Annotated in this window: 21 protein-coding genes; 13 read left to right on the forward strand and 8 right to left on the reverse strand. The window is 66.6% G+C overall.

Features of this window, described 5'->3' with window-relative positions:
* The first annotated feature begins 43 nt into the window (after positions 1-43).
* Entirely contained in the window at positions 44-1,192 is a 1,149-nt protein-coding gene (gene pdxB / locus IB273_RS02170) for a 4-phosphoerythronate dehydrogenase PdxB (protein WP_192223096.1), read from the forward strand.
* A 21-nt stretch (positions 1,193-1,213) separates the two neighbouring features.
* On the opposite strand, the gene IB273_RS02175 is transcribed toward pdxB, so the two are convergent.
* Positions 1,214-1,396, reverse strand: coding sequence for a PA1571 family protein (locus IB273_RS02175; protein WP_151186708.1), 183 nt, complete (start codon positions 1,394-1,396; stop codon positions 1,214-1,216).
* A gap of 247 nt (positions 1,397-1,643) precedes the next feature.
* Between IB273_RS02175 and IB273_RS02180 the strand changes: the two genes are divergently transcribed.
* From IB273_RS02180 to ubiM, 8 genes are all read left to right on the forward strand, one after another.
* On the forward strand, positions 1,644-2,783 hold the full coding sequence (locus tag IB273_RS02180; protein ID WP_151186709.1) for an ATP-NAD kinase family protein: 1,140 nt from the start codon (positions 1,644-1,646) through the stop codon (positions 2,781-2,783).
* Positions 2,784-2,999: 216 nt separating this feature from the next.
* Positions 3,000-3,401 (forward strand): GFA family protein, encoded by a 402-nt coding sequence (locus IB273_RS02185; RefSeq protein ID WP_081516754.1) that lies wholly within the window; start codon positions 3,000-3,002, stop codon positions 3,399-3,401.
* Positions 3,402-3,450: 49 nt separating this feature from the next.
* On the forward strand, positions 3,451-4,566 hold the full coding sequence (locus IB273_RS02190; RefSeq protein WP_192223097.1) for a saccharopine dehydrogenase family protein: 1,116 nt from the start codon (positions 3,451-3,453) through the stop codon (positions 4,564-4,566).
* 165 nt (positions 4,567-4,731) lie between these two features.
* Entirely contained in the window at positions 4,732-5,289 is a 558-nt protein-coding gene (gene msuE, locus IB273_RS02195; protein ID WP_081516756.1) for an FMN reductase, read from the forward strand.
* 10 nt (positions 5,290-5,299) lie between these two features.
* On the forward strand, positions 5,300-6,445 hold the full coding sequence (gene ssuD, locus IB273_RS02200) for an FMNH2-dependent alkanesulfonate monooxygenase (RefSeq protein ID WP_081516757.1): 1,146 nt from the start codon (positions 5,300-5,302) through the stop codon (positions 6,443-6,445).
* A 72-nt stretch (positions 6,446-6,517) separates the two neighbouring features.
* Positions 6,518-7,723 (forward strand): acyl-CoA dehydrogenase family protein, encoded by a 1,206-nt coding sequence (locus IB273_RS02205; RefSeq protein ID WP_192223098.1) that lies wholly within the window; start codon positions 6,518-6,520, stop codon positions 7,721-7,723.
* The gene (locus IB273_RS02210) at positions 7,720-8,838 is read left to right on the forward strand and encodes a sigma-54 interaction domain-containing protein (protein WP_192223099.1); all 1,119 of its coding nucleotides are present in this window, start codon (positions 7,720-7,722) and stop codon (positions 8,836-8,838) included. Before IB273_RS02205 ends, IB273_RS02210 begins: the two co-directional genes overlap by 4 nt.
* Positions 8,839-8,962: 124 nt before the next feature.
* Positions 8,963-10,135, forward strand: a complete 1,173-nt coding sequence (ubiM, locus tag IB273_RS02215) for a 5-demethoxyubiquinol-8 5-hydroxylase UbiM (RefSeq protein ID WP_151186714.1) — start codon at positions 8,963-8,965, stop codon at positions 10,133-10,135.
* Between the two features lie 177 nt (positions 10,136-10,312).
* Here the strand turns inward: ubiM and sfnG are convergent, their stop codons facing one another.
* Entirely contained in the window at positions 10,313-11,407 is a 1,095-nt protein-coding gene (gene sfnG / locus IB273_RS02220) for a dimethylsulfone monooxygenase SfnG (RefSeq protein ID WP_192223100.1), read from the reverse strand.
* Positions 11,408-11,705: 298 nt separating this feature from the next.
* Between sfnG and IB273_RS02225 the strand changes: the two genes are divergently transcribed.
* Complete coding sequence (locus tag IB273_RS02225) at positions 11,706-12,026, forward strand: DUF2025 family protein (RefSeq protein WP_081516762.1); 321 nt, start codon at positions 11,706-11,708, stop codon at positions 12,024-12,026.
* Between the two features lie 149 nt (positions 12,027-12,175).
* Here the strand turns inward: IB273_RS02225 and IB273_RS02230 are convergent, their stop codons facing one another.
* The 4 genes from IB273_RS02230 to IB273_RS02245 all read right to left on the reverse strand — a co-directional run bounded on the left by IB273_RS02230 (position 12,176) and on the right by IB273_RS02245 (position 17,088).
* Complete coding sequence (locus tag IB273_RS02230) at positions 12,176-13,402, reverse strand: c-type cytochrome (RefSeq protein ID WP_192223101.1); 1,227 nt, start codon at positions 13,400-13,402, stop codon at positions 12,176-12,178.
* Entirely contained in the window at positions 13,399-15,162 is a 1,764-nt protein-coding gene (locus tag IB273_RS02235; RefSeq protein WP_081516764.1) for a GMC family oxidoreductase, read from the reverse strand. The genes IB273_RS02230 and IB273_RS02235 overlap by 4 nt, the downstream gene beginning before the upstream one ends.
* Before the next feature lie 7 nt (positions 15,163-15,169).
* Positions 15,170-15,916 carry a gluconate 2-dehydrogenase subunit 3 family protein gene (locus IB273_RS02240; protein WP_192223102.1) on the reverse strand — a complete coding sequence of 249 codons (747 nt, stop codon included), beginning with the start codon at positions 15,914-15,916 and terminating at the stop codon, positions 15,170-15,172.
* 413 nt (positions 15,917-16,329) lie between these two features.
* Positions 16,330-17,088, reverse strand: a complete 759-nt coding sequence (locus IB273_RS02245; RefSeq protein ID WP_192223103.1) for an SDR family NAD(P)-dependent oxidoreductase — start codon at positions 17,086-17,088, stop codon at positions 16,330-16,332.
* A 144-nt stretch (positions 17,089-17,232) separates the two neighbouring features.
* Between IB273_RS02245 and IB273_RS02250 the strand changes: the two genes are divergently transcribed.
* The gene (locus IB273_RS02250; protein ID WP_192223104.1) at positions 17,233-18,156 is read left to right on the forward strand and encodes a LysR family transcriptional regulator; all 924 of its coding nucleotides are present in this window, start codon (positions 17,233-17,235) and stop codon (positions 18,154-18,156) included.
* Here the strand turns inward: IB273_RS02250 and IB273_RS02255 are convergent.
* Both IB273_RS02255 and IB273_RS02260 read right to left on the reverse strand, forming a co-directional pair.
* The gene (locus IB273_RS02255; protein ID WP_151186721.1) at positions 18,153-18,794 is read right to left on the reverse strand and encodes an HD domain-containing protein; all 642 of its coding nucleotides are present in this window, start codon (positions 18,792-18,794) and stop codon (positions 18,153-18,155) included. The two genes, IB273_RS02250 and IB273_RS02255, sit on opposite strands and share 4 nt — an antisense overlap.
* Positions 18,795-19,104: 310 nt before the next feature.
* Positions 19,105-20,340 (reverse strand): NAD(P)/FAD-dependent oxidoreductase, encoded by a 1,236-nt coding sequence (locus IB273_RS02260; RefSeq protein ID WP_225610063.1) that lies wholly within the window; start codon positions 20,338-20,340, stop codon positions 19,105-19,107.
* Positions 20,341-20,501: 161 nt separating this feature from the next.
* Here IB273_RS02260 and IB273_RS02265 point away from each other — a divergent pair, with 161 nt between their 5' ends.
* Both IB273_RS02265 and IB273_RS02270 read left to right on the forward strand, forming a co-directional pair.
* Entirely contained in the window at positions 20,502-22,703 is a 2,202-nt protein-coding gene (locus IB273_RS02265; RefSeq protein WP_192223106.1) for an OsmC domain/YcaO domain-containing protein, read from the forward strand.
* A 302-nt stretch (positions 22,704-23,005) separates the two neighbouring features.
* Complete coding sequence (locus tag IB273_RS02270) at positions 23,006-23,506, forward strand: VOC family protein (RefSeq protein ID WP_081516771.1); 501 nt, start codon at positions 23,006-23,008, stop codon at positions 23,504-23,506.
* The last annotated feature ends 16 nt before the right edge of the window (positions 23,507-23,522 follow it).

A 23,522-nucleotide genomic window follows, 5' to 3' on the forward strand; every position in this document is an offset into this window, starting at 1 on the left:
CGGCGCTGGTAAAGTAGCCGGTGACGATTTCTGGAGTCAGTCCATGCGTATCCTTGCCGATGAAAATATTCCCCTGGTCGAAGCCTTCTTCGGCGCCCATGGCGACATCCGTCGCCTGCCCGGACGCGCGATCGACCGCGCCGCCCTGGGTGATGCCGAAGTATTACTGGTGCGCTCGGTGACGGACGTCAGCCGTGAGCTGCTCCAGGGCAGCCAGGTGAAGTTCGTCGGCACCTGCACCATCGGTACCGATCACCTGGACCTGGACTACTTCGCCGAGGCCGGCATCGCCTGGTCCAGTGCGCCGGGCTGCAACGCCCGCGGTGTGGTGGACTGGGTGCTGGGCAGCCTGCTGGCGCTGGCCGACGTACACGGCGCCAAGCTCTCCGAACGCCGCTATGGCGTGATCGGTGCCGGGCAGGTGGGTGGTCGCCTGGTGGATGTGCTGCGCGGATTGGGCTGGGACGTGCGCGTCTGCGACCCGCCGCGCGCCGCTGCCGAAGGGGGTGATTTCCGCAGCCTGGAAGAAGTGCTGCGCGAGTGCGACGTGATCAGCCTGCACACACCGTTGACCCGCGACGGCGACAACCCGACGCGCCACCTGATCGACGCGCAGCGCCTCAAGGCGCTGCGCCCCGGCACCTGGCTGATCAATGCCAGCCGAGGCGGCGTGGTCGACAACACGGCGCTGCGCATCCACCTGGAGTCCGGCGCGGATATCGACGTGGCGCTGGATGTCTGGGAAGGCGAGCCGGAAGTGAACGTGCAACTGGCCCATCACTGCCGTATCGCCACCCCGCACATCGCCGGCTACAGCCTGGATGGCAAGTTGCGCGGCACGGCGCAGATCTACGAGGCGTTCTGCGCCTGGCAGCGTTGCGAGCAGGCCGTCGATCTCGACGACCTGCTGCCGGCGCAATGGCTGGCCGAACTGAGTCTGAAAGAGGAATGCGATCCGGACTGGGCGCTGGCGATGCTCTGCCGCGCGGTGTACGACCCGCGCAGCGATGACGCCGATTTCCGTCGCAGTCTGATCGGAGACACCCAGACCCGGCGGGCGGCTTTCGACGCGCTGCGCAAGCACTACCCGCCGCGCCGGGAAATCACCGGGCTGTGGGTAGACATCCAGGGCGATTCGCCGCGCCTGGAAAGCCTGCTGACCGCGCTGGGGGCCAACCGGGTCGGGGAGTAGGGCGGACGTGCTGCCGCGCTGTTATTCCGCTTGGCGGTGTGGCGGCTCGCAGGTCTTGTCCAGTTCCTGGCAGGCGCGCTGGATCATGTCTTCGGTAATCGGCACTTCACGGCCCTGGGCATCGATGATCGAGCCGCCGACCGGCTGTTGCGGCTGGCGCGGAGTGGGGCGGGGGGCGGATTCACGGTGGGTTTGCAGGCTCATGGCCAATCTCCTCTACATCAGTGCATTGCAGTCTAGGCAGATCAGATGAAACCCCGGTGACAGAGGCGGCCAAGGGCAGCGCCTGAAAATCGTCACCGAAGACAGACGACCCGAGCGCTCGCAGATTGCGTGCCAATCGCGAGGTCCCCGGTCGTTTGCTTGTCGTTATAGTCAGTGGAGTTGCCGCTTCCCTGGTCCGACCCGGCGTTGCGCCGGTGGTTCGAAGAAGTTTCCCTCGAGGTTGAGTATGGACAGGATTCGCATAGGGCTGATCATCAATCCGCTGGCCGGTATCGGCGGCCCGACTGCGCTCAAGGGCAGCGATGGCGTGGCCTCGCTGGCCCTGGCCCGCGGCGCCGAACCACGGGCGGCGGAGCGCACGCGGGTTGCCCTGGAGCACCTGCTGCCGGTGCGCGAGCGCCTGGAGTTCCTCACCTTTCCCGGCCCGATGGGCGCCGACCTGCTGGCGGACATGGGTTTCGCCCATCGCCTGGTTGGGGCGCTGGAGAAAGAGCAGAGCAGCGCGGCGGATACCCGTCACGCCGTGCAGGCGCTGCAGGAGGCCGGCGTGGCGCTGATCCTCTTTGCCGGTGGCGACGGCACCGCGCGGGATGTGGCCGAGGTGGCACGCGAAGGCCAGCCGGTGCTGGGCATTCCCGCCGGGGTGAAGATCCATTCCGGGGTCTACACCATCAGCCCGCGCGCGGCCGGGGAGCTGGCGCGGCGGCTGGTGGATGGCGGGCTGGTGCGCCTGACCCAGGGAGAAGTGCGCGATCTCGACGAAGCCGCGCTGCGTGAGGGACGCGTCGCCGCGCGCTGGTACGCCGAACTGACGGTGCCCGAGGAAGGCCACTTCATGCAGCACGTGAAGCAGGCCGGCATGGAGACCGAGGAGCTGGTGCTCGCCGATCTCGCCGCCTGGCTGGAGGACAGCTGGGAGGACGATGTGCGTTACGTCTTCGGCCCCGGCTCGACGCTGCACGGGCTGGCTGCCGACCTGCACCTGGACACCACCCTGCTGGGCGTGGATGTGATCGAGAACGGCGAAGTGATCGCTCGCGACGTCACCGAGGCGCAGCTGTTCGAGCTGGTGGACGGGCACCCGGCCTTCCTGCTGGTGACTGCCATCGGTGGTCAGGGCCACATTCTCGGGCGCGGCAACCAGCAGATCAGCCCGCGCGTGCTGCGCGCCATCGGCATCGAGCGACTGCGGGTGATCGCCACCAAGCGCAAGCTCGGCACCCTCGAGGGCCGGCCGCTGCTGGTGGACAGTGGTGACGCCGGGCTGGACGCGAGCTTCCCGGCGGCGGTGCGGGTGTGGGCCGGCTACAAGGAAGAACTGCTCTATCCGCTGGGCTGGGGCAGCGAAGACGAGCTGCCTGCGTAGGGCTAATAGCGCCTGAGGCGTTATCCGCCGTGCTGACGGATAACCCGTTCCGGGTTATGCGCCCTACGGGTGTGGTGGTGCTGGCATCCATCCAAGGCCGCACGCGGTGAGATCGGAGCCGCGAAAGCTGAACAACCACTCCTCGGTACGGTGGTGCAGGTAACCGAGCCTGATCTAGACTCCTTCGCTCCGCGAAACCGGAAGAGGGGGCAGGGCATGCATTCGGGCGGTTGTCTGTGCGGCGCGGTGCGCTACGAGATCAGCGGCGAGCTGGCGCCAATCCAGGTCTGCCATTGCGGCCAGTGTCGCAAGGCGCAGGGTGGGCCGTTCGCCACCAATGTCCCGGTGCAGCGCACGGCGTTCCGTCTGCTCAGCGGTGAGTCGGAGCTGGCCGAGTACCGCGCCACGCCGGAAAAGAAACGCGTGTTCTGCCGCACCTGCGGCTCGCCCATCTACAGCGCTCGCGATGCGCTGCCGGACACTTTGCGGGTGCGTGCGGGAACCCTGGACGAGCCCGTGCGGACAAAGCTCGAAGCACATTACTACGTCGACTCCCGCGCCAGTTGGTGGCCGCTGGAGGACAATCTGCCCCATCACGGGGGCGCCAGGTCGGGATGAAGGAGCTGGCACCGCCAGCAGCAGTCAGGGAGCAATAAGGTCAGTGGCAATGGAACGGAAATTTCGCGTGCTGGTGCTGGGCGGTTACGGCAACTTCGGCAGCCTGATCGTGCATCGCCTCAGCGGCATCGAAGGCATCCGCGTGCTGGTCGGCGGGCGCGACCAGCGCCGCGCCAATGAACTGGCCGCGCAGGTGGGCGGCGAGGCGGTGTGCCTGGACATGAACCAGCCGACGCTGGCCGGCCGCCTCAATGAACTGAAGGTCGACCTGGTGATTTCCACCGCCGGGCCGTTCCAGGGTCAGGACTATCGCGTTGCCCGCGCTGCCATCGGCGCTCGCGCCCATTACATCGATCTGGCCGACGCCCGCCAGTTCGTCTGCGGCATCCACGAACTCGACCGCGCCGCACGCAGCGCGGGGGTGCTGGTATGCAGCGGCGCCAGTTCGGTGCCTGCTCTGGCGGCCTCGGTGATCGACGATCTGTTGCCACGCTTCCAGCGCCTGGACAGCATCCACCACGGCATCAGCTCCTCGGCGAAGATTCCCGGCCAGGCCACGGTCTCCGCGGTGCTGGGCTACTGCGGCAAACCTTTGCGCCAGTGGCGCCAGGGGCGCTGGCAGGACGTGCACGGCTGGCAGGGGCTGAATCGCCACCGCTTTCCCGCCCCGCTGGGCAAACGCTGGCTGGCCCACTGTGATGTACCGGACCTCGACCTGTTCCCGCAGCGCTACCCCGGTGTGCAGGACGTGCGTTTCTCCGCCGGACTCGGCCTGAAGCTCACCCAGTTCGGCACCTGGGGACTGTCGTGGCTGGTGCGCGCCGGGCTGGTGAAGGACGCTGCGCGCCTGGGCGCCAGCCTGCACCGCCTGGCTGTGGCGATGCAGCCATTGGGCGATGGGCGCAGCGGCATGTTCGTCCACCTGCAGGGCGTCGATGGCGACGGCAAACCCCTGGCGCTGTGCTGGGAAATTCTCGCGCATCAGGACCACGGCCCGAACATCCCCTGCATGGCGGCGGTGGCGCTGGCGCGCAAGCTCGCCGCCGGGCAGTTGCGGCAGCGCGGCGCGACCCCCTGTATCGGCCTGCTCACCACGGATGAATACGTGGCCGAACTGGAAGGGCTGGACATCTCCCAGGGGCTGCGCGAACTGGCTGCGCATTGATAGCAGACTGTTGCCCAGGCAACAGTCGATCAGCAGCGTTGTTGCCTGAGTGACATGAAGCGCCGGAAAAACCGGCTGAAGTGCCCGAAAATCATACATTTCCCTGTTGGTACGGCCCTTGCTCAAGGCTTCTGTACCTAGCGCAACAGTCAACAGGGAAAACCCATGACCAGCCCCATCAAAGTGGTCGCCGTCTCCGGCGGCACCTATCGCCCCTCGCGCACCCTGGTGCTCACCCAGGCCGTGCTCGACGCCCTCGGCGAGCAGCTTCCGGTAGAAGCCCGAGTCATCGAACTGGCCGACATCGCCCGCCCGCTGGGCGCCGCGCTGTCGCGCCAGGAGCTTTCCGCCGAGCTGGAAGCCACCCTGCGCGAGATCGAGACCGCCGACCTGCTGGTGGTGGCCTCGCCGGTCTACCGCGGCTCCTATCCGGGCCTGCTCAAGCACCTGTTCGACCTGGTGGACATGAATGCCCTGATCGACACCCCGGTGCTGCTCGCGGCCACCGGCGGCAGCGAGCGCCACGCGCTGGTCCTCGATCATCAGTTGCGCCCGCTGTTCAGCTTCTTCCAGTCGATCACGCTGCCGATCGGCGTGTACGCCAGCGAGGCGGACTTCGCCAACTACCAGATCACCAGCGACACCCTGCGCGCCCGCATCCAGCTGGCCGCCGAGCGCGCCGCGCCGCTGTTCGCCCGTCCGCAACTGCGCAAGACCGCCTGAGGAGCCTTCGATGAATGTGTTCTGGTTCCTGCCCACCCACGGCGACGGCCACTTCCTCGGCACCAGCGAGGGCGCGCGCCCGGTGTCGCTGCCGTACCTCAAGCAGATCGCCCAGGCCGCAGATTCCCTGGGCTACTACGGCGTGCTGATTCCCACCGGGCGCTCCTGCGAGGACTCCTGGGTGGTCGCCTCGGCCCTGGCGCCGCTCACCGAACGCCTGCGTTACCTGGTGGCGATCCGTCCGGGAATCATCTCGCCGACCGTTTCCGCGCGCATGGCCGCGACCCTGGATCGCCTCTCCGGCGGGCGCCTGCTGATCAACGTGGTCACCGGCGGCGACCCGGATGAAAACCGTGGCGACGGCATCCACCTCAGCCATGCCGAGCGCTACGAAGTCACCGACGAATTTCTGCGCATCTGGCGCCGCGTGCTGCAGGGCGAATCCGTGGACTTCGCCGGCAAGCACCTGCAGGTAGAGAACGCCAAGGCGCTCTATCCGCCGATCCAGAAGCCTTATCCGCCGCTGTACTTCGGCGGCTCCTCGGCCGAGGCCCACGACCTGGCCGCCGAGCAGGTCGACGTCTACCTGACCTGGGGCGAGCCGCCGCAAGCGGTCGCGCAGAAGATCGCCGACGTCCGCGAGAAGGCCGCGAAGCAGGGGCGCAGCGTGAAGTTCGGCATTCGCCTGCACGTGATCGTCCGCGAGACCGCCGAGGAAGCCTGGCAGGCCGCCGACAGGCTGATCGCCAACATCTCCGACGAGACCATCAGCAATGCGCAGAAGTCCTTCGCCCGCTTCGACTCCGAAGGCCAGCGGCGCATGGCTGCGCTGCACGGCGGGCGCCGCGACCAGCTGGAGATCTACCCCAACCTCTGGGCCGGTGTCGGCCTGGTCCGTGGTGGCGCCGGCACCGCGCTGGTGGGCGACCCGCAGCAGGTGGCCGAGCGCATCAGGGAGTACGCGGACCTCGGCATCGACAGCTTCATCTTCTCCGGCTACCCGCATCTGGAAGAGGCCTATCGCTTCGCCGAGCTGGTCTTCCCGCTGCTTCCTGAGCCCTACGCCAGCCTTGCCGGGCGCGGCGTGACCAACCTCACCGGGCCCTTTGGCGAAATGATCGCCAACGATGTGCTGCCCGGACGCAAGGCCGGCTGACCCGGCTCTCCGCGCCCCGACTTGCCGGGCACAGGCCCGGCTTGCCCTGAACAGACTCAAGAGGAAGCGAGCGTGAACGCCAAGACGCGTCTCGACGCACAGACATCCGGGCAGTTCGAAGCGACTCCCGGACAGATTGCCCAGCGCCTGGCCGCCGGTTTCGCCGAAACCGCCGCCGAGCGCGACATCCGTGGCGGCACGCCGAAGGCCGAGCGCGACGAGCTGCGCCAGAGCGGCCTGCTGTCGCTGATCATCCCCAGCGAGTACGGCGGCCTGGGCGCCGACTGGAGCACCACGCTGGACATCGTCCGCCAGTTCGCCGTGGTCGACAGTTCCATTGCCCACGTGTTCGGTTTCCAGCACCTGATGCTGGCCACCGTGCGCCTGTTCTCCCGCCCCGAGCAGTGGCAGCCGTGGTTCGAGCTGACCGCGCGCAATCAATGGTTCTGGGGCAACGCACTCAACCCGCTGGATACCCGTACCGTGTCGCGCAGCTTCGCCGGCTGGCGCGAGTTTTCCGGGCGCAAGAGCTTCTGCTCCGGCGCGCTGGATTCGCAGATGCTTATTGCCTCGGCGCTGGACGGCGAGGGCGGCAAGCTGCTGATCGCCGCCATCCCCACCGCGCGCAGCGGCATCAGCCTGGCCCACGACTGGGACAACATGGGCCAGCGCCAGACCGACAGCGGCAGCGCCACCTTCGAGCGCGTGCGGGTGGAGGAGAGCGAGCTGCTGCTCGATCCGGGCCCGCTGAGCACGCCCTTTGCCTGCCTGCGCCCGCTGATTGCCCAGCTGATCTTCACCCACGTCTTCCTCGGTATTGCCGAGGGCGCGTTCGAGGAAGCGCGGCAGTACACGCTCAAGGAGGCCCGCCCGTGGTTCCGTTCCAGCGCCGCAACGGTGGCTGAAGACCCCTACGTGCTCGCGCACTACGGCGAGTTCTGGGTTGGCCTGGAAAGCACCCGCCTGCTGGTGCGCCGTGCTGCGCAACTGCTCGACGAAGCCTGGAACAAAGGAGCGGCACTGGACGCCGAGGAGCGCGGCCGGCTCGCCGTGGCCATCGCCACCGCCAAGGTCGCGGCCACCCGCAATGGCCTGGACATCTGCAACCGCCTGTTCGAAGTCACCGGCGCGCGCTCCACCCATGCCGCGCTGCGCATCGACCGCTACTGGCGCAACCTGCGCACCCAGACCCTGCACGACCCGGTGGACTACAAGGTCCGCGAGCTGGGCGACTGGGCGCTGAACCAGCAACTGCCGCAACCGACCTTCTACTCATGAACGCGACCACACCCGAGGGGCTGCTGACCCTGCCCAAATCGCCCGCGCTGGCCACCTCCATCCGCGCGACCGCCCAGGTCTTCGAAGACCCGAAATCCCAGGCGCTGCTCGACCACCTGCAGCAGGTCGCGCCCAGCGAGGCCAGCGTGCTGATCATCGGCGAGACCGGTACCGGCAAGGAGCTGGTGGCGCGGCACATCCACAACCTCAGTGCGCGGCGCGGCGGTCCGTTCGTGGCGGTGAACTGCGGGGCCTTCTCCGAGTCGCTGGTGGAGGCCGAGCTGTTCGGCCACGAGAAGGGCGCCTTCACCGGCGCGCTGGCGGCCAAGGCCGGCTGGTTCGAGGAAGCCAATGGCGGCACGCTGTTCCTCGACGAGATCGGCGACCTGCCAATGCCGATCCAGGTCAAGTTGCTGCGTGTGCTGCAGGAGCGCGAGGTAGTACGCCTGGGCTCGCGCAAGAGCATCCCGATCGACGTGCGGGTGCTCGCGGCCACCAACGTGCAACTGGAGAAGGCCATCAACGCCGGGCATTTCCGCGAGGACCTCTACTACCGGCTCAACGTGGTCAGCCTGGAGCTGTCGCCGCTACGCGAGCGGCCCGGCGACATCCTCCCGCTGACCCGCCATTTCATCGCCGAGTACAGCCGGCGCCTGGGCTACGGGCAGAGCCAGCTGAGCGCCGAGGCCGCGCAGAAGCTGCGCAGCTACTCGTGGCCGGGCAACATCCGCGAGCTGGAAAACGTCATCCACCATACGTTGCTGATCTGCCGCGACGGCGTGGTGCGCGCGGAGGACCTGCACCTGTCCAACCTGCGCATCGAGCGCAGCGAGGAGCCACGGCTGGAGTCCCTGGGCGCCGAGCAGATTCTCCAGCAGGCCTTCCAGCGGCTGTTCGAGGAGCAGGGCGGCAACCTGCATGCGCGGGTGGAAGATGCGCTGTTGCGCGCGGCCTATCGCTTCTGCCACTGCAACCAGGTCCACACCGCCAATCTTCTCGGCCTGAGCCGCAACGTCACGCGCACGCGGCTGATCGAGATCGGCGAGCTGGTGGTGAACAAGCGCCGGAGCGCGGCGGTGATCGATCCACAGCGGGGCGTGCGGCTGTCGATCTAGCCCGCTCTGCTCGGGCCCGTCTATTTGGAGGTATTCGCCGCGGGCCACTGATCCACGGCAACGAAACGGACCAGTGGCCAGCCTAGACTCCGGGACCGCCCATCCCTCGCGAAAGGAGTCTCCCATGCACGTGGACATCGCCATCGTCGGCGCCGGCCCCGCCGGGCTTTGCCTGGCCCGCTCGCTGTCGGGCAACGGCCTGTCGATCCTGCTGATCGACCGCCAGCCGCTGGCCGCCGTGTCCGAGCCCGCCGAGGACGGCCGGGAGATCGCCCTGACCCACGCCTCCCGCGCCGAACTGCAGCGGCTGGGCATGTGGTCGCGGATCGATCCGCAGGAAGTCTCGCCGCTGCGCGATGCCCAGGTGCTCAATGGCCCCTCGCTGTTCACCCTGCGCATCGAGGCCGAGCACGCCGGCGCCGAGCAACTGGGTTACTTCGTGTCCAACCAGATGATCCGCCGCGCCGCCTTCGATGCGGTGCACGAATGTGCGGACGTCTCGCTGGTCTGCGGCCGTGCCTTGCGCACGTTGCAGGTGCAGCAGGATGGCGTGTCGCTGACGCTGGACGATGACAGCCGTGTCCATGCGCGCCTGCTGGTGGCGGCCGACAGCCGCTTCTCCGAGACCCGCCGCATGCTTGGCATCGGCGCGCACATGGAGGACTTCGGCAAGACCATGATGGTCTGCCGCATGGCCCACGAGAAACCGCACCACAACGTCGCCTGGGAATGGTTCGGCTACGGCCAGACCCTGGCGCTGCTGCCGATCAACGGTGACCGCTCTTCGGTGGTGCTGACCTTGCCGCAGCGCGAGATGGCACCGCTGCTGGAGCTGGACGAGAAGGCCTTCGCCCAGGAGATGGAGCGCCGCTTCGACCGCCGCCTGGGTGGCATGCAGCTGCTCGGCCCGCGCCACAGCTACCCGCTGGTGGGTGTGTACTCGGACCGCTTCGTCGGCCCGCGCAGCGCACTGATCGGCGATGCCGCGGTCGGCATGCACCCGGTCACTGCCCACGGCTTCAACTTTGGTCTGCAGAGCCAGCGTCGGCTGGCCAATGAAATCCTCGCGACCCATCGCCGTGGCGGCGATATCGGCGGCACCTGGCCGCTGCGTCGTTACGCCATGGCCCACCGCCTGGCGACCTGGCCGCTGTACCAGGCCACCCGGCTGATCGTCGGCATGTACACCGACCCGCGCCCGCCGGTGCGTCTGCTGCGCAATGCCGGCCTGCGCCTGGCGCAGAACCTGCCGCCGCTGCGCACGGCGATTGCCAAGCATCTGACCCAGGGGGCCTGATAGCTGGCTTGGTATCCGCCACAATGGCGGATAACGCCGTAGGCGTTATGCACCCTACGGAGCTTGCTCTGGAGCGTAAAAGCGTTCGCGAGCAAGCTCGCTCCTACGAAAAGCATACCGAGTGGCTCGGTGACTGTAGGAGCGAGCTTGCTCGCGAATGGTACGGCTCCTGACGCCTCAGGCAGCCTCGGTCTGCCGTGCCTTCTTCTGCTCCAGCTCGCGCACCAGCGGCAGCACCTTCTCGCCGAAGTAGCGCACTTCTTCCTGGAAGTGCAGGAAGCCCGTCAACACCAGGTCCACGCCCACCGCCTTGAGCGCGACGATGCGTTCGGCGATCTGCTGCGGCGTGCCGATCAGGTTGGTCTTGAAGCCGTCGTTGTACTGCACCAGGTCCTCGAAGCTGGATTTCGCCCAGTTGCCTTCGCCCTCCGGCGAGGCGGCGCCGGCTTGCTTGGCAGCGTGGCCGAAGGCGTTTACCGCTTCCGGGTCGGCCTTGTCGATGATCTCGGCGAGCACTGCGCGGGCTTCCTCCTCGGTATCGCGGGCGATGACGAAGGCGTTCACCCCGATCTTCACCGCATGACCGTTGGCCGCGGCCTTTTCGCGGATGTCGTCCACCTGTGCCTTGATCCCTTCCACGCTGTTGCCGTTGGTGAAGTACCAGTCGGAGACCCGTGAAGCCATGTCGCGCGCGGCCCGCGAGCTGCCGCCCTGGAAGATCTCCGGATGCGGGCGCTGCAGTGGACGCGGTTTCAGGTTGTAGTCGTGGAAGCGGTAGAAGTCACCGTGGAAGCTGAAGTTGTCCTGGGTCCAGATGCCCTTCAGGGCGCGGATGAATTCCTCCGAGCGGCGGTAGCGCTCGTCATGCTCCAGCCAGGGTTCGCCGATGGCCTGGAACTCTCCCTTGAACCAGCCGCTGACGATGTTCACAGCGATGCGCCCGCCAGTGAGCTGGTCGATGGTCGCCAGTTGCTTGGCCGCCAGCGCGGGCGTCCATGGGCCGGGGAGGATGGCGGCGATCACCTTGAGCTTTTCCGTGGCGCCCAGCAGGGCATGGCTGAAGGCTACCGACTCGTGCTGGTACTCGGCGCCGTAGCCGGCGGTGAAGCGGATCTGCGTCAGCGCGTAGTCGAAACCCGCGTCCTCGGCGATGCGCGCGAGCTGGCGGTTGTAGTCGATGTCCCAGTGGGTGCGCTGCTCGATCTTGCTGACCACCAGGCCGCCACTGACGTTCGGGACCCAGTAGGCGAAGCGGATCGGTTGTTGGCTCATGGCTCGGGCTCCTCGGGGCTGCACAGCGGCGAAGGTGCCGCAGGCTGTGCAGAGCGAAAGCCGTGCCACGCGGGGAAATTCCCAGCGGATCAGCAGCTTGGCGTTTGGCCAGGACAGCGGCGGGTGTTCCGCACGGCGCACAGCTGCTGGGCAAGTGTTGGTCAGGCAACAGTGCCGGGTGCGACAACCGGCCCCTGAGCAGGCGCCGGCAAGGCTGTCAGAATTCGAAGTTCACCCGCTCACAGAAGCGGGGACCTCCTGCGTGCGAATCCATAACAGAACAAATCCAGGGGGCAGCATGGCCATCACTTCCAGCGATATCTGCAACGCCGCCGACGGGCTGTCCGGCTTCGTCGGCTTCAACCTCAAGACCGGCAAGTACATCGTGCGCTTCAGCGAGGACTCCTTCGGCATGGACGTGGCCGAGGACAGTATCCGCCCGGCCTGCGAGTTCGTCTGGGCACCGAAAAACGGCGTGGTGATGACCCTGAGCCGCGAGTGCCTGCAGATTCTTGCCGAGCAGAACATCCACGACCGCCTGAACCTCAACGAGGCGCTGCTGACCTACCTGCGCCGCACCGACCTGCCGGAGATCGCCGCCGAGCGTTGCCTGAAGTGATCACCACGCCCGCGCGCCGGGCGTTCGCAGGGGCGGGGGAGCGCCGGGCAGCGCGAAGCCGGGGAGGGGTTCGCGGGCCCGCTCCTGCAGAAACCGGGATTCGGGACCAGCCGGAGCGGACGGCGTCCGCTCGAGTGTCTTGCCGGACCCTACTGGGCGAGCTCCTTGCGCAGGTCCGCCACCTGGCCGGCGGTGACCGGCGCCGCTGCGTTGCCCCAGGTATTGCGCACGTAGGTCAGCACGTTGGCGACCTTCTCATCGTCGAGGTTCCAGGCGAACGAAGGCATGGCTGGCGAGGTGGGCGCAGCCTCGGTGCCACCGGCCCGGCTGCCGGCCAGTACCACGCGGATCAGCGAGGTCGGGTCGTCGTGGTTGACCAGCGGTGCGGCGGCGAGGGTCGGGAACAGGTTCTTCACCCCGGTACCGTTGCTCACGTGGCAGGCAGAGCAGCGGTCGGCGTAGATCGCCTTGCCCGCGACCATCGCCGCGTCGCTGGCCGCCACCGGCGTCGGTGCCGATTTGTCGGCCGCACCATCCTTGAGGTACACCGCGACGGCCAGCAGGTCTTCGTCGTTCCAGTGCTGGGTCGAGTTCTCCACCGCTTCGGCCATGGGGCCGGAGGCGATGTCGAAGCGGTTGGCGCCGGTCTTCAGGTACTGCACGAGGTCCTCGGTGCTCCATTGGCCGATGCCGCTGTGCGGGTTGGCGGTGATGTCCGGGGCGACCCAGCCCTGCAGGTTGGCGCCGGCGAGGAAGCGGTCGTTGTCGTCGCCGCCGATCAGGTTCTTCGGCGTGTGGCAGGTACCGCAGTGGCCCAGGCCTTCCACCAGGTAGGCGCCACGGTTCCATTGCGGCGATTTGTCCGGCGAGGGCACGAATTCGCCCTGGGTGAAGTTCAGCCAGTTCCAGCCGATGAGGCTGGTGCGCACGCTGAAGGGGAAGGGCAGCTGGTTGCTTTCCACCGGGTTGCGCACCGGCTCCAGGGTCTGCAGGTAGGCCCAGAGCGCCAGGTTGTCCTCGCGTCGCACCTTGGTGTACGCGGTGAAGGGCATCGCGCCGTACAGCCGCTTGCCGTTGCGCCCATGGCCGGTGGACATCACCGCCTGGAAGTCGTCGAAGCTCCAGCGGCCGAGGCCGGTTTCCGTATCGGGTGTGATATTGGCGCCCACCAGCTTGCCGAACGGCGTCTCGATCGCCACGCCACCGGCGAAGGGCGCCTGGCCGGGTACCGTGTGGCAGGCGGTGCAGTCGCCCAGCACGGCGAGGTATCGGCCTTTTTCCACCAGGTTGTAGGAGTCAGCAGCCGTGCCGGCGACGGCCGATTGCAGGTTGAGCCCGAGCAGGGCGAGGGTGCCGAGGGAGAGGAGAGTCTTCATGCGCTGATCATCTCCCCGGGGCGTTTCAGGTAGAGCCGGCGGATCGCATCGGCAGCCTTGAAGGCCAGGGCGCCGACGGTGCCGGTCGGGTTGTAGCCGGGGTTCTGCGGGAAGGCCGAGGAGCCGACCACGAACAGATTCGGTACTCCCCACACCTGCAGGTGCTTGTTCACCGAGCTGTTTTTCGGGTCGGCGCCCATGATGAAGCCGCCGACGATGTGCGAGGACTGGTAGGAGGTGTTGGACCAGGGGCCCTTGCGCGGCGCCGGGACGATCTGCTGCGGGTTCATGCTGCGGGCGATCTCGGCCACCTTGTCGGTGCAGTACTGCGCCATGCGCAGGTCGTTCTCCGGGAAGTCGAAGGTGATGCGCAGCAGCGGCCGGCCGTGGGGGTCGTTGTAGTTCGGGTCCAGCGACAGGTAGTTGCCGCGGGTGGTGTAGCTGCTGGCTTCGCAGCCGATGGACATGTTGCTCAGGTAGCTTTCCACCGTGGCCTTCTTCCACTTCGCGCCCCAGGTCGGGGTGCCCGGCGGCGTCGGGCGCGAGTCGATGGGCGCGGCACCGATGGGTGTCACGCGGGTGCTGCCGCCGCCGACGAAGCCGAGTCCGGAGTGATCGAAGTTGTCGTTGTTGAACTCGTCGATGCCCATGCCGATGGCACCGCCACCGATGAAGGGATTGAAGTTCTTGTCCTTGAAGAACAGCTTCACGCTGTTGGCCGTCTGGTAGGCGAAGTTGCGCCCGGTGGTGCCAGTGTTGGCGATCGGGTTGTACGGCTCACCGATGCCGGAGAGCAGCATCAGGCGCACGTTCTCGAAGATGAACGCGGCGACCACCACGATATCCGCCGGCTGCTCCCATTCCTCGCCGCTGGAGTCGACGTAGACGATACCGGTGGCGCGCTGGCCGGTGCTGTCGAGGGTGACCTTGAGCACTTCGGAATTGGTCCGTGCGGTGAAATTGGGTTTGCGGATCAGCGCCGGCATCACGTTGACGATGGCGCTGGCCTTGGAGTAGTTGGCGCAGCCGTAGTTGGTGCAGAAGCCGCAGAAGGTGCACGGCCCCATGGTCACGCCGAGCTGGTTGGTGTAGCCCTGGGAGGCCAGCGCCGAGGGCACCGGGAAGGGCTTGTAGCCCAGGTTGCGCGCGGCCTCGGCGAACAGGGTCGGGGCGTAGGTCTGCGCGGTGGGCGGGTTGGGGTATTCGCGCGAGCGCGCACCCTCGAAGGGGTTGCCGCCCTCGACGATGCTGCCCTTGAGGTTGCCGGCCTTGCCGGAAACCCCGGCCAGCCGCTCGAAGGCGTCGTAGTGCGGTTCCATTTCCTCCCAGGTGGTGCCCCAGTCCTGCAGGGTCAGCTCTTCGGGCACTTCCTTGCCGTAGCGCTCCTTCAGATGACTGGCCAGGCGGAATTCCTCGGGCTGGAAGCGGAAGGTGATACCGGCCCAGTGGTTGCCGGCGCCGCCGGTGCCGTTGCCGGGGTGGAACGAGCCCCAGGAGCGCATCGGCAGGGCGGTTTCCGTTTCCTTGTTGCGCATCGTGCAGGTGTTCTGCCGGGTGCGCAGCATCAGTTCCTGGCGACGGTTGTAGCGCAACTCGTCAGCCGCCGAAGCGAGGTTGAAGTCGGCGGCGGTGTCGCGCCACGGCCCGCGTTCGAAGCCGATCACATTGAGGCCGGCGTCAGCCAGCTCGTGGGCGATGATGGAACCGGCCCAGCCGAGTCCGACGACCACCACATCGGTGGAAGGTAGTTTCTTGGCCATGCGGTGGTTATCCCTTTTTCGTCCAGGCGGAGCTGCCGATGATGGAGAGCGGCACGAGGTCGAGCTTCTGGTTGTGCAGGGCGATGTAGTCGCGGTAGTCGTAGCGTGCGCCAGGGAAGCCGAGCATCTTCCACGACACCATGTCGCGGTTGCCGCCATAGATCGGGTCGGCGAAGAAACCTTCCATGGTGTTGTCCAGCACCTGCTGGAAGAACAGTCTGGCGTCGATGCCTTCGAGGGTGATGGCGCCTTTTTCCAGGTCAGTCAGGACCTGGTCGCGCTGCTCGCCGGGCAGGGCGCTGAAGTTCTTCTGGAACTTGCCCTGGCAGTACTTGCCCAGCGCGGCGAGACCGATGCGATAGCGCTCACGCGGCACCAGCGGCGACTGATCGGCCTGGGCCGGAGTGCCCGGCGTGAAAGGGCCTTGCATGTACAGGCGACCGAAGTCGCCGTAGTCGCTGACCAGCTGGCGGTCGATGAACACCGCGCAGCCGGCGTCCTTGCCGCTGACGCTCAGCTCGTCGTCGGGAATCAGCTGTTCGACTATCGCTTCCACCTCGGTGGCTTCCTCGGCGGTGAAGAACTGCCAGCCGGGGCTGTCGTAGTGCAGCGGGCCGTTGTGGTCGAAGGGCAGCCATTTCGGCGTGCCGATCACGGTGGTGGCCTGGGCGCTGGCGGCAGCGCCGACGGCCAGCGAGGCGGCGGACGACTTCAACAGCTGGCGCCGGGTGAAGCCCTTGGGGTGTTCGGTCATTTCGGCTCCTGAGGCAATACCCGTCCGCTCGTTGTCGAGGGGGAATGGAAGGGTCTTGCCAGGTCTGTTCACGGTGGTGCGCTCTGTGCCGCGGCAGTCGAGCGGAGCGGGGGTGCGAAGTCGGCCCGCAAGGGGGCACTGTGCCGATCGGCTGGCCGGAAATGGTCCCTGGCCTGTGCCGGTTTGGCGCTTCGTCTTTTCCACGCGCGTTTTTAGACTAGAGGCCGTAACAAAATGTTGCAGGTTTTTTCGCGGTAAAGGCTTGTTGCGGATTTTGAGAAAATCCGCGGGCCAGACGCGCCGCGGACTAACAGGGTGTGCAGGAGCGGACTTTGTCCGCGATGACCCGGTGCGATGCGGACCGATCGCGGACGCAGTCCGCTCCTACGCCAAGGTCACGCAGCTGCGGGGGTTCAGAGGAACATCCCGCCCGAAGCCTCCACGCGCTGGCCGTTGATCCAGCGGCCGCCGTCGGAGAGCAGGGTGGCGATCACCGCGCCGATATCGTCCGGCAGGCCGACGCGGCCCAGGGCGGTGTTGCTGGCGATCTGCTTGTTCAGCTCGGCGTTGTCGCGCACCTGGCCGCCGCCGAAATCGGTCTCGATGGCGCCCGGGGCGAGGATGTTCACGGCGATGCCGCGTGCGCCCAGCTCCTTCGCCTGGTACTTGGTGAGGGTTTCCATGGCGCCTTTCATGGTTGCGTAGGCGGCGTAGCCGGGCAGCGAGAAACGCGTCAGGCCGCTGGAGACGTTGAGGATGCGGCCGCCATCGGCGATCAGTGGCAGCAGCTTCTGAGTCAGGAAGAACGGGCCCTTGAGCTGGATGTTCATCAGTTGATCGAACATCTCTTCGCTGGTCTCGGCGAAGCTGGCGTAGAGGCCGATGCCGGCGTTGTTCACCAGGAAGTCGAAGTCCTGCCGGCCGAAGGTGTCGCCCAGGGTGGTGCGGATCTGCCCGGCGAAGGCAGCGAAGCTGGCGCTGTCGGCCACGTCCAGTTGCAGCATCACCGCGCGGCCGCCGTGCTGCTCGATCTCGGTGGCGACGGCGTGGGCTTCGTCAGCCTGGCTGCGGTAGGTACCGATGATGTCGACGCCGGCAGCGGCGAGGTGCAGGGCGGCGTTGCGGCCAAGGCCACGGCTGGCGCCGGTGATGAGAGCGATCTTGCGGGTCATGGCGAGATTCCTTTTTTGCGGGAGAGCGGGTTGGCGGGAGAGCGGGTGGGGTTGAGGTGAAGCTTATTGTTCGTTTTGCTGGTGATAAACCGGCATAAATCGGAAATACTGGTCGGCAGTACCGAACAATGACTGAGCTACCCGATGATCCGTCCCGACCTGCTGCGCACCTTCGTCCGCGTCACCGAACTGGCCAGCTTCACCCAGGCTGGCGAGCAGCTCGGCCTGCCGCGCTCCAGCGTGTCCGAACACATCCAGGCGCTGGAAGAACTGCTCGGCACGCGCCTGCTGCAACGCACCACCCGGCGCGTCACTGCAACCCAGGACGGCCTGGTGCTCTACGAGCGCAGCAAGGACATGCTGGCCCAGCTCGACGAGTTGCAGGGCCTGTTCCGACAGGACGACGAAGCCCTCGGTGGCCGCCTGCGGGTGGACATGCCGACGGTGATGGCGCGCAAGCTGGTGATGCCGCGCCTGGGCGAATTCCTCGCGCGGCACCCGGCGCTGGAGCTGGAGGTGAGCTGCACCGACCGCCGCGTCGACCTGGTGCGCGAGGGCTTCGATTGCGTGGTGCGGGTCGGCTCGGTGAACGACCCCTCGGTGGTGGCGCGCAGCCTCGGGCAGTTCCCGCAGGTGACCTGCGCCAGCCCGTCCTACCTTGCTGAGCACGGCGTGCCGCAGGCGCTGGACGACCTCGCCGGGCACCAGCTGATCCACTACGTGACGGTGCTGGGAGCACGGCCGCCAGGTTTCGAGTACCTGCACGACGGTGAAGTGCGCTACGTGCCGATGGGCGGGGCGCTGTCGGTGAACAACGCCGAGGCCTACGAAAGCGCGGCCATGGGTGGGCTGGGGATCATCCAGGTGCCGATCCATGGCGTGCTGGACGACCTGGAAGCGGGGCGGCTGGTGGCGGTGCTGGAGCACATCCCGTTGCCGCCCATGGAAATCTCCCTGCTCTACGCCCATCGCCGCCTGCCGCAGCGGGTGCGGGTGTTCATGCAATGGCTGGCACAGTTGCTGGGCGAACCCGGGGTGCTGGGTACTCCCGTGACTGTGAAGGCCTAGCTGGCCCAGTCGGAATTCAGGATCACTTCGCAGAAGTTGCCACGCACGAAGTCCGCATCCTTCATCGCCAGCACGTCGGCCTTGACGTTGCCGAAGGTGGTTTCCGGCTTGGCTTTGATGCCGTCGTAGAAGGCTTGCAGGATGTCCTGCTTGAACTGCCCGCCGCGGGGATGGGCGGCGACCACGGCGTCACGCTGGGCGTCGCTGAACTGCGGGTAGGCGATGCCCAGCACGTCCATCTCCACCCCGGCGGTGACCAGCGCGATCTCCGGCTTCATGTGCTGCGGGATACCGGGCGTGGTGTGCAGCGCGATGGCGGTCCACACCGTATCGATATCGCTCTCGGCGATGCCGTGGCTGCGCAGGAACTCTGCCGCGCAGTCGGCGCCATCCACTTCGAAGCGTTCGCACTGGCTGCAGTAGCGCGGCATCAGGCCCATGTCGTGGAACATCGCGCCGGCGTAGAGCAGCTCGGCGTCGAACTTCAGTTCCTTGCGCGCGCCGGTCAGCGCGCCCCAGTAGTAGACGCGCGAGGAATGGTGAAAGAGCAGTGGGGTGGCGTTGTCGCGGACCATCTCGGTGATGGCCTTGGCAAGGGTGCTGTCGGGGACTTTGACGCCGTTCAGGTCGAGGCTCATGGCGGGCTCCTGGGCTGGGTTTCCAAGGCGCGAAGCGGGCTGCGTCGCGCTCCATGCCATTGGAAATCCGCGCCCCCCGAGGGACAACGAGGGCGAGGGAGCAAATCCGGACAGCCGTGCATCCTTTGCTGCCAGCAGCCTGTAAACCTCTGAAATCGAGCTCACCTGCAGGAGCGCCGATGCGGGGCGAAGATCGTAGGGCGCATAACGCGCCAGCGTTATCCGCCGCCAGGCAATCGGCGGATAACCCGTTCCGGGTTATGCGCCCTACGGTCCTACCGTTCGAAAGCCTCGGCGTGGGGCGTCTGCCTTAGACGAACTGCGCCGCCGCATAGCCTGAGGCCCAGGCCCACTGGAAGTTGAAGCCGCCCAGGTGGCCGGTGACGTCCAGCACTTCGCCGACGAAGTACAGGCCGGGGGATTTCAGCGACTCCAGGGTCTTGGACGACACCTCGCGGGTGTCGACGCCGCCCAGGGTCACTTCCGCCGTGCGGTAGCCCTCGGTGCCGGCCGGCACCAGCTGCCAGTCGCCCAGGCGCTCGGCGATCGCCTTCAGCTCGGCCGGCGTGTACTGCTTCATCGGTTTGGAGACGAACCACTGCTCGGCCAGCAGGCCGGCCATCTTCTTGGTGAACAGCTCGCCCAGCAGCGTCTTCAGCTCGCTGTTGGGGCGCTCGCGCTGCTGCTCGACGAGCCAGACGGGCAGGTCGATGCGCGGCAGCAGGTCGATGCTGATGGTGTCGCCCGGCTGCCAGTAGGAGGAAATCTGCAGGATCGCCGGGCCGCTGAGGCCGCGGTGGGTGAACAGGATGTTCTCGACGAAGCTCTGGCCGTTGCAGCTGACCCGGCAGTCCTCCACCGAGGTGCCGGACAGCTCGGTACACAGCGCCTTGAGCTGCGGATCGGTAATGGTGAAGGGCACCAGGCCGGCGCGGGTCGGCAGCACGCTGTGGCCGAACTGGCGGGCGACCTGGTAGCCGAAGCCGGTGGCGCCCAAGGTCGGGATCGACAGGCCGCCGGTGGCGATCACCAGGGATTCGCAGCGCACCAGGCCGAGGCTGGTCTGCAGTTGGTAGCCGCCTTCGTCGAGACGGGCGATCTCGCTCACCGAGGTGTCCAGGCGCAGGTCGACGCCGGCCTGCTCGCACTCGTCCAGCAGCAGGCCGAGGATGTCGCTGGACTTGTTATCGCAGAACAGCTGGCCGAGCTTCTTCTCGTGGTAGGGCACGCCGTGCTTGGCCACCAGGGCGATGAAGTCCCACTGGGTGAAACGCGCCAGCGCGGACTTGCAGAAGTGCGGGTTCTGCGAAAGGAAGTTGACCGGCTCGCAGTACATGTTGGTGAAGTTGCAGCGCCCGCCACCGGACATGAGGATCTTCTTGCCGGCCTTGTTGGCGTGGTCGATCAGCAGGACCTGGCGACCGCGCGCGGCGGCGCTCATGGCGCACATCAGTCCCGCGGCGCCGGCGCCGATGATGATGACCTGGGATCTGAGCACGGTGGATTCCTCGTGGACGAGCGCCTGGGCGACGCAAAAGCCGCGCATCTTACCCCAAGGGCGCCGTGCGGGCTGCCTGTAGCCGACCACGTGTCGATTGTGCAAGCACGCTTCCCGACCGGCGCCGGGCACGTCGGGATATCCCCGCGGCGCTTTTGTCCGGATAATGCGCGGCAGTTCGCTTTCTACTTTTTCGTGGTAATGCCCGCATGGAAATCAAGGTCAATTTTCTCGACAACCTCCGACTCGAAGCCAAGTTCGACGACTTCACGGTGATTGCCGACCAGCCCATCCGCTACAAGGGCGACGGTTCGGCACCGGGGCCGTTCGATTACTTCCTGGCTTCCTCGGCGCTGTGCGCGGCTTACTTCGTCAAGCTCTACTGCCAGACCCGCGACATTCCCACGGACAATATCCGCCTGTCGCAGAACAACATCGTCGACCCGGAAAACCGCTACAAGCAGATCTTCAAGATCCAGGTGGAACTGCCGGCGGACATCTCCGAGAAGGATCGCCAGGGCATCCTGCGCTCCATCGACCGCTGCACGGTGAAGAAGGTGGTGCAGACCGGCCCGGACTTCGTCATCGAGCAAGTCGAGAACCTCGACGCCGACGCCCAGGCGCTGCTGATGCCGAGCACCGCCGCCGGTGCCAGCACCTATATCCAGGGCAAGGACCTGCCGCTGGAGCAGACCATCGCCAACATGTCGGAAATCCTCGCCGGCCTGGGCATGAAGATCGAGATCGCATCCTGGCGCAACATCGTGCCCAACGTCTGGTCGCTGCACATCCGCGATGCGCAGTCGCCGATGTGCTTCACCAACGGCAAGGGCGCCACCAAGGAAAGCGCGCTGGCCTCGGCGCTGGGCGAGTTCATCGAGCGGCTGAACTGCAACTTCTTCTACAACGACCAGTACTGGGGCGAGGAGATCGCCAACGCGCCGTTCGTGCATTACCCCGACGAGCGCTGGTTCAAGCCGGGCGCAAAAGACGAGCTGCCGGAAGAAATCCTCGACGAGCACTGCCTGGAGGTCTACAACCCGGACGGTGAGCTGCGTGGCTCGCACCTCTACGACACCAACTCGGGCAATACCGAGCGCGGCATCTGCTCGCTGCCGTTCGTGCGTCAGTCCGATGGCGAGACGGTGTACTTCCCGTCCAACCTGATCGAGAACCTCTACCTGTCCAACGGCATGAGCGCCGGCAACACGCTGGCCGAAGCCCAGGTGCAGTGCCTGTCGGAAATCTTCGAGCGCGCGGTGAAGCGCGAAATCCTCGAGGGCGAACTGGCGCTGCCGGACGTGCCGCAGGAAGTGCTGGCCAAGTACCCGGGTATTGTCGCCGGCATCAAGGGCCTGGAGGAGCAGGGCTTCCCGGTGCTGGTCAAGGATGCCTCCCGGGGCGGCGAGTTCCCGGTGATGTGCGTGACCCTGATGAACCCGCGCACCGGCGGCGTGTTCGCCTCCTTCGGCGCGCACCCCAGCTTCGAGGTAGCACTGGAGCGCAGCCTCACCGAGCTGCTCCAGGGCCGCAGCTTCGAAGGCCTCAACGACCTGCCGCGGCCGACCTTCGAAAGCCAGGCGCTGACCGAGCCGAACAACTTCGTCGAGCACTTCATCGACTCCAGCGGCGTGGTGTCGTGGCGCTTCTTCAGCTCCAAGGCCGATTACGAGTTCGTCGAGTGGGACTTCTCCGGCCACGGTGACGATTCCAACGTGCAGGAAGCGCAGACCCTGTTCGGCATCCTCGAGGAGCAGGGCAAGGAGGTCTACATGGCCGTGTACGAGCACCTGGGCGCCACCGCCTGCCGCATCCTGGTGCCGGGCTACTCGGAAATCTACCCGGTGGAAGACCTCATCTGGGACAACACCAACAAGGCGCTGGCGTTCCGCGCGGACATCCTCAACCTGCACAGCCTGAACATCGTCCGCCTCAAGTCGCTGCTCAAGCGCCTGGAAGCCTGCGAGGTGGACGAGTACACCGACATCACCACGCTGATCGGCATCGAGTTCGACGACAACACGGTCTGGGGCCAACTGACCATCCTCGAGCTCAAGTTGCTGATCAATCTCGTGGCGAAGCGCTTCGAGACGGCCAAGGAGCTGGTGGAAATGTACCTCCAGTACAACGACAACACCGTCGAGCGCGGGCTGTTCTACCAGGCGCTCAGCGCCGCCCTGGAAGTGCACCTGGACGAGGAGCTGGAGATGGCCGACTTCGAGGCCAACTTCCGCCGCATGTTCGGCAACGAGCGCATGGACGCGGTGCTCGGCTCGCTGGACGGCAGCGTGCGCTTCTACGGCCTGACGCCGACCAGCACCAGGCTGGAGGGGCTGGACAAGCACCTGCGCCTGATCGACAGCTACAAGAAACTGCACCAGGCACGGGCCAGGGCGGTGGCGGGCCGCTGAGCCGACAAAGTCGATTTCGCGTAGTCAGCGAGTCAGTAGGGCGAATAACGCGCAGCGTTATCCGCCGCGGAGCAAACGGCGGATAACCCGTTCCGGGTTATGCGCCCTACGGAACTGCACGGAAAGGGCACCTTCGGGTGCCCTTTTTCATGTCTGGCCATTGGGTTGGCTGTCCTGCATGCCGCTCGACCGGTCGTCCGGTGAAGCGCGAAAGTCCGCCTAGACTTGTCGATTCCGCCGTCGCCCAGGCGACCAAGCTGCATGCCGGTCAAGCCGACCGCGCGAGAATCAGGAGATTCACCATGTCCAGCCTGCAACGCGTCACCCCCTGCCTGTGGTTCGACGGCAAGGCCGAGGAAGCGGCCGAGTTCTATGTCGCCATCTTCCCCAACTCGCGGATCGTCCAGACCGCCTACTACCCCGAGGCCGAGAAGGACCGCCACGGCGGCGTGCCCGGCTCGGTGCTGACGGTGGAGTTCGTCCTCGACGGGCAGACCTTCATCGCGCTGAACGGCGGGCCGACCTTCAACTTCACCGAGGCGTTGTCGCTGCAGGTGATGTGCGACAGCCAGAAGGAGATCGACCACTTCTGGGACAAGCTCGGCGCCGGTGGCCCGGAGGAGGCGCAGGTCTGCGGTTGGCTGAAGGATCGCTATGGGGTGTCCTGGCAGATCTGCCCGCGCCACGTCGGCGACATGGTGGCCGACCCGAACCCGGCGAAGGCCAGCCGCACGCTGCAGGCGGTGATGGGCATGAAGAAGCTGGACATGGCCGCCATCGAGCGCGCTCACGCCGGCAACTGATTCCCACAGGCAGAGG

Source organism: Pseudomonas sp. PDM19 (genome assembly GCF_014852215.1).
In the GTDB taxonomy this organism is placed as follows: Bacteria; Pseudomonadota; Gammaproteobacteria; order Pseudomonadales; family Pseudomonadaceae; genus Pseudomonas.